Source organism: Paraburkholderia piptadeniae (assembly GCF_900007165.1).
GTDB classification, from domain to species: domain Bacteria; phylum Pseudomonadota; class Gammaproteobacteria; order Burkholderiales; family Burkholderiaceae; genus Paraburkholderia; species Paraburkholderia piptadeniae.
The window spans coordinates 1-12449 of the sequence record NZ_CYGY02000055.1 but is presented as its reverse complement, the minus strand read 5'-3'; the positions used below and the strand labels follow the sequence as shown (position 1 = coordinate 12449).

Here is a 12449-nt window from a genome sequence, read left to right as displayed (position 1 = left end):
GGGCGCGAAGGCGTTTTCATCGAGGAGACCGATCATGTGCCGCTGGCTGGCTTATAGAGGAAACCCGATACAGCTCGAAGCCGTGCTGTTCAGGGCGAAGCATTCGCTGATCGATCAGAGTCTTCATTCGCGCTTCGGACACACGACGACCAACGGCGACGGCTTCGGCGTCGGCTGGTACGGCTCGTCCGCCGAACTGCCGTTTCGCTACCGCTGCGCGCAGCCCGCATGGAGCGACCGCAACCTGCGCGACACCGCGCGCGCGGTGCATGCGCCGATGTTCGTCGCGCATATCCGCGCGGCCACGGATACCCCATCGCAGGAAACCAACTGCCATCCGTTCCGCCACGGGCGATGGCTCTTCGTGCACAACGGCCTCGTGCGCGACTACCCGAAAGTGCGGCGCGACCTGATGCTCGGCATCGATCCCGATCTGTTCGCGTCGATCGAAGGCTCCACCGATTCCGAAGTGATGTTCTTGCTCGCGCTGACCTTCGGCCTCGAAATCGAACCCGTGCAGGCGCTGGAGCGCATGGCGCGTTTCGTCGAAGAGACGGGGCAGCGGCACGGCGTCGAAGCGCCGTTGAACATGACCGTCTGCGCGACCGACGGCGAACAGATCGTCGCCGCGCGCTATTCGAGTGAGCGGCAGTCGCGCTCGCTCTATCACAGCACGTCGATCCGTCATCTGATGGAGCTGTATCCCGACGATCCGCGCCTCGCAGCCGTCGGCCGCGACGCGTTTCTCGTGCTGTCGGAACCGCTCGTCGATCTGGAAGGCTTATGGGAGGAAGTGCCTGAATCGGTCGCGATCGTCGCGAAGCTCGGCCGGATCGAAGGGCGTATCTTCAATCCGCATCGGGCGTAATGCGCGTGGCTGTGATCGAGATGCGATTAGAGGTAAACCCGGATGCGCGGTGGGCTTCCGCCTGCCGTTGTCGCGTGAGGGAGTGCGACCATGAGTCGTCGAGTGACCGCAGACATAGCGACTGACAAGCCATCCGAATGCACTCGCTACGAGCCGGACCTGGCCGCCGGCGTGCTCGCGTCGGAGCAGACCGTGTTGCGTCTTCTGACGCGCAGCACGCCGCTGCCCGAACTGCTGGCGGAAGTGTGCCGCCGCGCCGAGACCTTGCTGGGCGTTGGCGCCTCCTGCTCGATTCTCGTGCTCGACAGCGACGGCGTGACCGTGCGCGTCGGCGCGGCGCCGTCGCTGCCGGCGCAATTCAGCGCTTCGATCGACGGCGCGGTGATCGGCCCGGCCACGGGCTCGTGCGGTACGGCGATGTTCGAGCGGCGTCTCGTGATCGTCGACGACATCGAACACGATCCGCTGTGGGACAACTTCCGCCATCTCGCGTTGCCGATCGGGCTGCGCGCGTGCTGGTCGATCCCGTTCGAAGACGACGCGGGCCATGTGCTCGGCGCATTCGGCGTCTACTACCGCGACGTGCGGCGTCCCAACGAAAGCGAACAGGAACTGCTGAGCGAGATCGGCCACAGCGTCGGCCTTGCCGTGCATCAGGACGCAATACGCAAGCGGCTCGCGCAGAGCGAGGAACATCACCGGCTCGTCGTCGATCACCTGAACGAAGGCATCGTCGTGCAGTCGCGCGAAGGGATCGTGCTCGCGTGCAATCCGAGCGCGCGGCGCATGCTGCGCGCGACGGACGACGTGATCGGGCAGGGCATCTATACGGTGATGCGCGCCGCGTTTTGGGAAGACGGCTCGCACGTCGAGCCCGGCGACCGGCCGACGGAGCGCGTGCTGCGCTCCGGCAAGCCGCTCGTCGGCGTGACGCTCCGGCTTGAGCTGACATGCGGCGAATCGATCTGGGTCACGGAGAACCTCGTGCCCATCGTGAAGCCGGGCGAGACCGAGCCGGGCGCCGTGCTCATCTCGTTCAACGACATCAGCGCCGTGCGGGCCGCGCGCGCGCAATTGCAGCAGCTCGCCACGCGCGATTCGCTGACGGGGCTGTATAACCGCGCGTATCTCGCGGACAGGATGAGCGAGTGTCTGGCGCCGCGCGAGCCTGGCGTAGGCCAGCCGATTGCGTCCGGTGCTTCCGTGCCCCAACCGGCCGCGCCTGAGCCGGCCGTATCGAAACTAGCCGTGCTGTTCGTCGATCTCGACGGCTTCAAGAAGGTCAACGATATCGCAGGCCACGAAGCGGGCGACGCGCTGCTGCGCAGCGTCGCCGGGCGGCTGTCGGCCTGCGTGCGCAGCGAGGACACGCTCGCGCGCGTCGGCGGCGACGAGTTCGTGATCGTGACGGGCGACTATGCCGACGCGTCGTTCCTGACGACGCTCGCGCAGCGCGTGCTCGATACGATCGCGCAGCCGTTCGCGGTCGGTGGCAACGAGTATTACCTGGGCGCGTCGATCGGCATCAGCCTCTTCCCCGATGACGGACGCGATGCGCCGACGCTGATGCGCAACGCCGATTCCGCGATGTACGACGCGAAGCAGCGCGGCCGCAACAACTTCCAGTTCTTCACGGCCGAACTGAGCCAGCGCCTGCAGCGGCGCTTCGCGATCGAGCAGTCGTTGCGGCGCGCGCTGCTCGCGGACGAGCTGAGCCTCGCGTATCAGCCGATCGTCGAAGGGGCGACGGGGCGCATCGTCGGCGCCGAGGCGCTGCTGCGCTGGCATAACGGCGAGCTGGGCAGCGTGTCGCCCGCCGAGTTCATCCCTGTCGCCGAGGACACAGGGCTCATCGTCGACATCGGCCGCTGGGTGCTGGAGAACGCGTGCAGGCAGGCCGTCGAGTGGCGCGGGACGCTGATACCGCATCTGATGATCGCGGTGAACCTGTCGCCAAGGCAGATCAGCGGCGAGCTGATCGACCACGTCGGCTCGAGCCTGGAGCGCGCGGGGCTCGACCCGTCGGCGCTCGAACTGGAGATCACGGAAGGCGTGCTGATGAGCGACACCGACACCGTGATGCCGCTTCTGTCGGCGCTCGCGCGGATGGGCGTGCGCATTTCCGTCGACGATTTCGGCACCGGCTATTCGTCGCTGTCGTATCTGAAGCGCTTTCCGCTGCATAGCCTGAAGGTAGACCGGTCGTTCGTCGCGGGTTTGCCTGCGCATCGCGATGCCGTGGCGATTACGCATGCCGTCGTCGCGATGGCGCACTCGCTCGGCATGAACGTGACGGCGGAAGGCGTCGAAACTTACGAGCAGGCGGCGTTCTTGCGCTCGATCGGATGCGAACGGCAGCAGGGGTATCTGTTCGGACGGCCTGCGGCGGCAGGCGAGTTCGCACGCGAAGCGCAGCGTTTGCGAGCGGGGATCTGACGGTAACGGCGCTTGCGCCGCCGGTGAAACAGCAGGCGCAACCGTCGTGTCGCGCGCTCAGGTGCGCGATGTCAACAGCTTGATGCCCGCGAGCCCGAACACGACGGCGAGCCCGCCGTCGAGCCAGCGGCGGATCGACAGATAGACGCGCCGCGCCAACGGCGTCGAGAACAGCGCCGCGTAGCTGCCGAACACGAGCATGCCGATCGCGAGGCATCCAGCGACTGTAGTCAGCATGTGCGGTGCGCCACCGTGCGTCGGCGATGCGAGCGCGACGACCGAGATCCACACGAGGATCGCCTTCGGGTTCGTCAGATGCAGCAGCACGCCGCGCGTATAGAGCCGGCGCAGCGACAGATGCGCGTTCGGCGTCTGCGCTCTGGCAGGCGTGGATTGCAGCGCCGAGCGGCCCGACTTGAACGCGAGCCACAGCAGATAGCATCCGCCGAAAATTTTCAGTCCGGCCATCAGGCCCGAAAACGCGAGCAGCGCCGCCGACAGGCCGAGCGCTGCCAGCATCGCCCAAAAGCACGACCCACTGACGACACCCGCCGCGAAGGCGAACGCGGCCTTGCGTCCATCCGTCGTCGCGATCGACATGATGGCCAGGTTGCTCGGCCCGGGGCTCGCCGTGCCGACGAAGTACGCGGAATAAGCAAACAGCAGGTTCGCGGAGATGTTCGCGGAAAGAAGCGGAATGCTGGTCATGGGCGCGCCGTGGGTGGAGGATCGGGTGATTGTCCGAGGTCCACGCCGCGCGAGGAATAGACAGTTCGACGGATGCAAGGCAGGCCAGAGGAACGGGTTGCGCCGGACGGTTCTGCACAGTCGGCGCGCGGTGCAGGCTCTTCAGGCACTCGATCCGCTTCGGCCTCCGCGCGACGCCTTCGCAAGCTCCGGCCAGCAGCGCTGCGCGATCCGCTCGTGATACGCCATCAGCGCAGGATGCTTTGCGACGAAATCGCGTACCGGGCTGTCGAACGCATGCATGGCCGTCGTGTGAATCCACGCGAAGCATGTCGCGTCGATTGTCGAGGCTTCGTCGCCGAGCAGATATGGCTGATCGCCGAGCAGGTCCGCGATGGCCTGCCACGCGTCGATGCCCATTCGCACGATTTCGTCATAGCTATGCCGTGCTATCCCCTGTTCCCACACCTGGCGCAGCACCTTGCCGCGAATGACGGGTATCACGGCGGGCGCCACCATGCCGATCAGCGCACGCGCGGGCGGCGGCGCGGTCAGCCGTGCGTATTCGATCAGATATGGCCGGTACATGGCCATGTTGCTGTCGACGGCCCAGCGCAAATAGACGATCACGAAATACAGATGCGTCTCCAGCAGCGCCTTGATCGCCGCCGATTGCGCGCGCTGCACGCGATCGAGCCGCGTGTCGCTCAGCGCGTCCGGGTGACGTCGTTGCAGATAGTCGATGATCGCCGACGAGTCGCTAATCGTCACGCCGTCGATCACCGCGACGGGCAGCTTTTTCTTCGGCATCGCGTTGAGACTGCCGATCCGTCCTTCGTACGGAATGGCTGAGAATCTCAGCCACGTTTCGAGCTTCACGACAAACGGGCTGAGATCGGGTGGCATCGCGCCTGAACCGTCTCCGAACTTGTACACGATCATGAGCTTCCCCTCGTGCCTTCGTGGTTGCGAACGACGATGCTTCGCCGTTGCGCCTTCCGCGCCGCGTGTCGCGGCAACGGCAATCGTACAGGGACGCGGACACGCCGTGGGACGCTCGGGGCCGGGCATGTCGCTCATACGCGTCGCTTGCGCGCCGAACCGTGCCAACGGGCGCCGCGCATTGTTGCCTTCAGCCGAACAGAGATTCCCTGTGCATGCGATTGATGTCTTGCGCCCGCTTCATACAATCGATATCAAGGACGCCGCTTTTGACGGCCCCAGGCGATTGAGGATGCAAGCGGATACGGAGGCTCACATGGACATCATCGACGTAGCGCGACAAGCGGGAATGACCGTCGTGCTCGAGGCGAGGATCGGGCGGCAGGAATATCACAGCGTGCATGGATCGCTCGCTGCGCTGCTGGATTTCGCCGAGCGGGTGAGGGCGATGAAGGAAGAAGACGAAGCGGTCGAACAGGACTGAAAATGAAAGAGCCGTCGGCGCGCGACGGCTCTCTTTGCTTATTTGCTTGTTGCGTGGTCTCCAGCGCTGATCGGGCGATCAGCCGTTGAACAGCTCGACGAGGCAGACGATCATCGTGTACAGCCCGATGCAGCCGCCCAACGCAACCGCACCTTGCATGAAACCGCCCAGATTCCGCATGTAGCGCTCCTTGGTTTTGACAGGGTGGCGGTAGTCTAAATCGAAAGAAAAAAGAAAGGTTAAGGAAAGTTTATTCCTGTTGCATTGTTTGGGTACATCTACTTGTACGATGACGTATCTCAAAAGAGCGCATGTGTGTCATCCTTTCACTTTCTGGCCGATTTCATGGTTCGCCATGATTTCGAGCGCGCGCACCATGCCCGAGTGATCCCACGCCTTGCCGCCATGCGCCGTGCACGCGTTGAACAGCATCTGACACGTCGACGTGGCCGGTAGAGGCACGCCGAGCGCCTGGGCCGTCGACAGCGCGAGATTGAGATCCTTCTGATGCAACTCGATCCGGAAACCCGGATTGAACGTGCGCTTCGTCATCCTCTCGCCGTGCACTTCGAGAATGCGCGACGATGCGAAGCCGCCCATCAGCGCGGTCCGAACCTTTTCCGCATCGACGCCCGCCTTCGACGCCAGCAGCAGTGCTTCGCCGACCGCTTCGATCGTCGCCGCGACGATCACCTGGTTCGCGACCTTGCACACCTGGCCCGCGCCGACTTCGCCGATCAGCGAGATGTTCTTGCCCATCATGTCGAGCAGCGGCTTGACCTTGTCGAAGGTGGCTTGCGAGCCGCCCACCATGATCGTCAGCGACGCGGCCTTCGCGCCGACTTCGCCGCCCGACACGGGCGCGTCGAGATAGTCCGCGCCTTTGTCGCGCACGCGGGCCGCGAAACCGCGCGTGGCCATCGGCGAAATCGAGCTCATGTCGACGACGATCTGTCCCGCGCGCAGGCTGTCCGCGACGCCGTTCTCGCCGAACAGCACGCGTTCGACGTCGGGCGTGTCGGGCACCATGATGAAGATCACGTCGGCTTGCGCGGCGACGTCGGCGGCGCTGTCGCAAGCGACGACGCCCGCCTGTTTCAGTTCGTCGGGCACGCCGCTGCGCGTGTAGGCGGCGAGCGCGACGTTATGCTTGCGCAGGTTTTCCGCCATCGGACGGCCCATGATGCCAAGTCCGATAAAGCCGGCTTTGAGTGTCTGAGACATGACGTCCTCCGGATTCGATGTTCGGGCAATGTGCGCATTCAGCTTAGCGAGCGCGGCGCGAAATGCCTATGGAACCGCATTGCCGCCACGTCTTGCCGGTGACTTTCCTGAGCGCAGTCCTGCGCTTTCCATGTTCGCGCGAACGCGTAAAAGAACAATCCGATGTTCGAATGAACATCGAGAGGTAGCTTGGACGCTCTTGTCCTTTCGCAACGCAGTCGCACACGAATCGTGCAACGCGGCCATCTGACGGGATTTTCCGTCGATTTATTCGATGTACTACATCGTTTTCCCTGGTATCCTACAGCTCGTCGAGTGATACGATGACCGATGATAAATGCAGATCCAATGTTCGAATTCGCACATCGGATCGGCGGCCAGGCCGGGCGGCCCAGATTCCGGTTCGAACAGGAGACAGAGTTGAAAACAATCATTGGCCTGCGCTGGTGGATCATCGCGCTCGTGTGCGCGGGGACCATCGTGAACTACCTGTCGCGCAACGCGCTCGGCGTCATGGCACCCGAGCTGAAGACGTTGCTGCACATGAATACCCAGCAGTATTCGTATGTCGTCGGCGCGTTTCAGATTGGCTACACGATCATGCAGCCCGTCTGCGGGCTCGTGATCGATCTGATCGGACTTCGTCTGGGCTTCGCGCTGTTCGCGTGCCTGTGGTCGGCGACGGGCATGCTGCACGGCCTCGCGAGCGGCTGGCTATCGCTTGCCGCGCTGCGCGGGCTGATGGGCCTGTCCGAAGCGGTCGCGATTCCGGCGGGCATGAAGGTGGTCGCGGAATGGTTTCCGAACCGCGAGAAGTCGGTGGCCGTCGGCTACTTCAATGCGGGCACGTCGCTCGGTTCACTGCTCGCGCCGCCGCTCGTCGTGTTCCTGTCGCTGCGCTACGGCTGGCAAAGCGCGTTTGCCGTGACAGGCGCGCTGGGTTTCGCGTGGGCGGCCATCTGGTATCTGTTCTATCGCGCACCCTCCGACCACGCGCGGATCGGCGACAACGAACGCATGGCGATCATCGAAGGGCAGACGCCCGTTGCCGCTCATGCGCAGGACAGGCGACGCATCCGCGAAGTGCTCGGTACGCGCCGTTTCTGGGCGATCGCGCAGGCGCGCTTCTTCGCTGAGCCCGCATGGCAAACCTTCAGCTTCTGGATTCCGCTGTATCTCGCCACCGAGCGTCACATGGACCTGAAGCAGATCGCGCTGTTCGCGTGGCTGCCGTTTCTCGCCGCGGACGTGGGCGGACTGTTCGGCGGCTACCTGTCGCCGTTCCTGATGAAGCGCTTGCGCGTGCCGCTGATCTGGTCGCGTGTCGCGGGCGTCGTGCTCGGCGCGTTCATGATGATCGGTCCGGCATGCATCGGGCTCGTCGCGTCGCCGTACCAGGCCATCGCGCTCTTCTGCGTGGGCGGCTTCGCGCACCAGATGATTTCGGCGCTCGTCAACACGCTTGCCGCCGACGTGTTCGAGCCCGGCGAAGTCGGCACGGCCGCGGGTTTTGCGGGCATGGCTGCATGGATCGGCGGGCTTGGTTTCTCGCTGATGGTGGGCGCGCTCGCCGACAGGATCGGCTATACGCCGCTCTTCGGCGCGCTCGGCGCCTTCGACCTGATCGGCGCGACGCTGCTCGTCATCCTGATGCGCGGCGTGTCGCGCGACGCCCGCCTGCATCGCGTCGAAAACGGCGCGAGCAGCGCGGCGTGAACTGACTGATCTGGATACACATCATGGCTACGTTGAAAAATCGACCGCGTTTTTCGGTCTCCGCACCGGTGCCTGCTTCGGGGTCCGCATTGGGGGCCGCTCCGGCGTCCGCTCCCGTTCCGCGACACGCCGCCAACCCGATCGTCCTCGACGCGGCCGATGGTGCGCGAATCGAACTGTTCGTGCTGGCCGACGACATCATCCACGTGCTGGTGTTGCCGAAGGGCGCGCTGCAAGGGCCGCGCACGTGGTCGATCGCGCCGGGCATCGAAGACGTGCCACTGGAGGGGCGTGACCGGCGCGACATGAGCGGCTTCGCGCCCGTCGCGTTCCGTTTCGATAGCGATGCGAAGCGTGCCGTCGTCGAAACGGCGCGCGTGCGTCTGACGGTCGCGCTGGACGGCGGCTTCTGCTCGTGGGAGATCGCGCGCGACGGCATCTGGCATCACGTGATGAACGACCGCAAGACCCAGGCGTACAACTACGGCTGGTGGGACGAGCGCGTGTATCACTACGTCGAGAGACAGCGCGGCGAGATGTACGTCGGTCTCGGCGAGCGGGCGGGCGCGCTCGATCGCGCGAACCAGAGCTACGAAATGCGCAACATCGACGCGATGGGCTACAGCGCGCGCACGACCGATCCCCTCTACAAGCACATCCCGTTCTACGTGACGTGGCAACCGCAGACGTCGATGGGCTTCGGCCTCTTTTACGACACGCTCGCCGATTGCCGCTTCGACATGGGCCGTGAGCTCGACAATTACCATGGGCACTACCGGCATTTCGTCGCGGAGCACGGCGATCTCGACTATTACTTCATCGCGTCGGCGGATACGCCGCTGCACGCGGTGCGCCGGTTCACATGGCTCACGGGCCGGCCCGCGTGGATGCCCAAGTGGGGGCTCGGCTATTCCGGCTCGACGATGAGCTACACCGACGCGCCCGACGCGCAGCGCCGCATGGGCGAATTCATCGAACGCTGCCGCGAGCACGATGTGCTGTGCGATTCGTTCCATCTGTCGTCGGGCTATACGTCGATTGGCGCGAAGCGTTACGTGTTCAACTGGAATCGCGAGAAGTTTCCAGATATCGACGGCTTCGTGCAGGGTTATCTGCGCGAGGGCGTGCGGCTGTGCGCGAACATCAAGCCGTGTCTGCTGCAAGACCATCCGGCATTCGGCGAAGCGGCGCAAGCGGGTCTGCTGATCGAGGCGCGCGACGGCGAGCCCGCGTGGGTGCAGTTCTGGGACGAAGTCGGCGCGTATCTCGACTTCACGAATCCCGCGACGATAGCCTGGTGGAAGGCGCGCGTGAAAGACAGCTTGCTGCGCTATGGCATTGCGTCGACGTGGAACGACAACAACGAGTTCGAGATCTGGACGCCGGATGCGATGGCGCACGGTTTCGGGCAGCCGTTCCCGGCACGCGAAGCCAAGGTGTTGCAAACGCAACTGATGATGCGCGCATCACGCGACGCGCAACGCGAACATGCGCCGCACAAGCGGCCGTTTCTCGTGTCACGCTCTGGTGGCGTCGGCATGCATCGCTATGTGCAGACCTGGTCCGGCGACAACTTCACGTCGTGGGAAACGCTGCGCTACAACCTGAAGATGGGACTCGGTCTCGCGATGTCAGGCGTGTCGAACAGCGGACACGACATCGGCGGATTCTCCGGTCCCGCTCCCACACCGGAACTGCTCGTGCGCTGGGTCGCGTTCGGCATCTACCTGCCGCGTTTCAGCATCCATTCGTGGAACGACGACGGCACGGTCAACGAACCGTGGATGTATCCCGAAGTGACGAGCCAGATCGCCGCTCTCATCAAGCTGCGCTATCGGCTCATTCCGTACCTGTACGAACTGCTGTGGCAATCGCACCGTTCGTACGAACCGGTGCTGCGTCCGATGTTCGCGGAGTTTCCGAATGATCCGCGCTGCCTCGACGATGGCGACGACATGATGCTCGGCCGGTCGCTGCTCGTTGCGCCTGTCGTCGAGCAAGCACAGCGCGAGCGCGAAGTCTGGTTGCCGGCGGGCGCGCGTTGGGCGTCGTACTGGAGCGGCGAGGTATTCGATGGCGGACGGAGCGTCAGATTGCCCGCGCCGTTCGAGCAACCGGTGATGCTGCTGCGTGAAGGCAGTGTGATTCCGTTGAATATCGCGGAACAGCACTTCGCGCAACCCGCCGACGAGCGCGCGTTCATCGCGCTACCGTTCGCAGGCGTCGGCACGGCACAAGGCGGCTGCGTCGAAGACGACGGCGAAACGCAAGCGTGGCGCGAGGGCGCGCAAGGGCGCTGGAACGTGACGATCGCGAGCGACGCCAATACGTTGCGCATTTTCATCGACCGCGAAGGGCAGATGCCGTTCGTACAGCACGAGGTTCGACTCAGCGTGCCTGCGTCCGATACACGCACGGCCCACTGTGCAAACGGCGAAGTCATCGGCGATTCGGTCGTGGACGGCTGGCGGCGTCTGACGCTGCGGCTCGCCCAATGAATCGCGCAACGTATCGCCAATCAAATCGCGCAACGTATCGCTCGATGAATAAACGACCGGCCTGACCCACAGGTCCTATTTCCAATCAGGGAGACTGACAAGCAATGAAAACTTCGAAGCGCACGCGCACGCGTGCACTGGCCCTCTCATGCCTGCCGATCGCGGGCGCCATGCTCTCGACGGGCGCGTTAGCGCAAAGCAGCGTCACGCTGTACGGCGTCGTCGACAACGCGTTCAGCTACGTCAGCAATCAGCGCGGCCACGCGAACTTCTACATGAGCCAGGGCAACCTGCAGGCGAGCAAGTTCGGTCTGCTAGGGGCCGAAGATATCGGTGGCGGCACGAAGGTCATCTTCCGGCTCGAAAGCGGCTTCAACTCGCTGACAGGCGCGCAAAGCAGCGCGGGCTTCATTTTCAACCGGCAAGCCTACGTCGGCTTGAGCAACGACAAGTACGGCACGGTGACGCTCGGCCGACAGTACACGCCGTACTTCAACATGGTTGGGGCGCTGGGGCCGACGGGCGTGCTGACAGGCGCAACGGGCGCGCACCCTGGCGATCTCGACGCGCTCGACACCACGCTGCGTTTCAACAACTCGATCAGCTATGCGTCGCCGAACATTGCCGGTCTGACCTTCGGCGCGCAGTACGTGCTGGGCGGCGTGCCGGGCAGCGTCACGAGCGGCAGCAACTTCAGTGCGGCACTGCGCTACGACTACCAGGCGTTCTCGGTCGCGGCGGGTTACGTGAAGCTGAAGGACATCGCGACGAGCCAGTCGCTCGGCAGCTTCGCGATCAATTCGCCCGTCAACAACGGCTACGCGACGGCGAGCAGCACGCAGATGATCGCCGCGGCCGCCCGCTATAACTTCAACGATCTGATGATCGGCGTGAACTACTCGAACGTGCAATACGCGCCCGGCTCGCATTCGTTGTTCGCGAGCGAGGCGGTGTTCAACACGTACGGCGCGATCGCGACCTACCGCTTTACGCCGGCCGTGATCGCCGGCATCGGCTATAGCTACACGCGCGCGAGCAAGGCGAACGGCATCGACGATCCGGCGCAGTATCACCAGATTTCGCTCGAGCAGACCTACAACCTGTCGAAGCGCACGACGCTGTATGCGCTCGAGGCCTATCAGCTGGCGCGCGGCAAATCACGGATCGCGTCGGGCTCGGGCACAACGATCGCCGATGCCGTGGCCGTGGTCGGCGATTCGCAGAACACGACGCCGTCGTCGGGGCCGTCACAGTTCGTCGGGATGGTCGGCATCCGGCACGCGTTCTGACGGCCTCGTTTTTGGCGCAGCAATCGTTTGCGCCATTTGTCCAGCCGGGCGTCGCGATATTGCGACGACCCGGCTGTTGTTTGTCCGCGTGCCGGGTGAGCGCGGTAGACTGCTCCGCGCAGCGGCGTCCTTCGGACTGACCTTCACGCACTGATGCGCAAATGACGTCTCCGGCCAATTGCATAAAACCCTGTATGGATATAAGGGCTATCCACTTAGCACCACCTGAGAGAAAATGTCGGTGTGAGCGAATTCCAGCCTACCCCGACCGCCGGCGTCGACTACCCTCGGACGTGGAGCCAGTT

The 12449-nt window shown here is 64.2% G+C and carries 9 protein-coding genes; 6 read left to right on the top strand and 3 right to left on the bottom strand.

Translation table 11 applies throughout. The features are described from left to right. Window positions 1–34: 34 nt before the first annotated feature. Window positions 35–868, top strand: a complete 834-nt coding sequence (locus BN2476_RS27655) for a class II glutamine amidotransferase (protein ID WP_087737408.1) — start codon at window positions 35–37, stop codon at window positions 866–868. Window positions 869–958: 90 nt separating this feature from the next. Then, the gene (locus tag BN2476_RS27650) at window positions 959–3304 is read left to right on the top strand and encodes a putative bifunctional diguanylate cyclase/phosphodiesterase (protein ID WP_087737407.1); all 2346 of its coding nucleotides are present in this window, start codon (window positions 959–961) and stop codon (window positions 3302–3304) included. 57 nt (window positions 3305–3361) lie between these two features. Here the strand turns inward: BN2476_RS27650 and BN2476_RS27645 are convergent, their stop codons facing one another. Next, window positions 3362–4012 (bottom strand): LysE family translocator, encoded by a 651-nt coding sequence (locus BN2476_RS27645; RefSeq protein ID WP_087737406.1) that lies wholly within the window; start codon window positions 4010–4012, stop codon window positions 3362–3364. A gap of 141 nt (window positions 4013–4153) precedes the next feature. Next, complete coding sequence (locus BN2476_RS27640) at window positions 4154–5071, bottom strand: glutathione S-transferase family protein (protein WP_235850988.1); 918 nt, start codon at window positions 5069–5071, stop codon at window positions 4154–4156. A 178-nt stretch (window positions 5072–5249) separates the two neighbouring features. On the opposite strand from BN2476_RS27640, the gene BN2476_RS47295 reads away from it, so the two are divergent. Continuing rightward, window positions 5250–5417, top strand: a complete 168-nt coding sequence (locus BN2476_RS47295; protein WP_162849269.1) for a hypothetical protein — start codon at window positions 5250–5252, stop codon at window positions 5415–5417. A 318-nt stretch (window positions 5418–5735) separates the two neighbouring features. On the opposite strand, the gene BN2476_RS27630 is transcribed toward BN2476_RS47295, so the two are convergent. Further along, a complete protein-coding gene (locus BN2476_RS27630; protein ID WP_087737404.1) occupies window positions 5736–6641 on the bottom strand; it encodes a 2-hydroxy-3-oxopropionate reductase in 906 nt (301 codons plus the stop codon). Window positions 6642–7061: 420 nt separating this feature from the next. Between BN2476_RS27630 and BN2476_RS27625 the strand changes: the two genes are divergently transcribed. The 3 genes from BN2476_RS27625 to BN2476_RS27615 all read left to right on the top strand — a co-directional run bounded on the left by BN2476_RS27625 (window position 7062) and on the right by BN2476_RS27615 (window position 12144). Then, window positions 7062–8357, top strand: coding sequence for an MFS transporter (locus BN2476_RS27625; protein WP_087737420.1), 1296 nt, complete (start codon window positions 7062–7064; stop codon window positions 8355–8357). Between the two features lie 23 nt (window positions 8358–8380). Beyond that, window positions 8381–10855 carry a glycoside hydrolase family 31 protein gene (locus BN2476_RS27620; RefSeq protein WP_087737403.1) on the top strand — a complete coding sequence of 825 codons (2475 nt, stop codon included), beginning with the start codon at window positions 8381–8383 and terminating at the stop codon, window positions 10853–10855. 104 nt (window positions 10856–10959) lie between these two features. Further along, window positions 10960–12144, top strand: a complete 1185-nt coding sequence (locus tag BN2476_RS27615) for a porin (RefSeq protein WP_087737402.1) — start codon at window positions 10960–10962, stop codon at window positions 12142–12144. The last annotated feature ends 305 nt before the right edge of the window (window positions 12145–12449 follow it).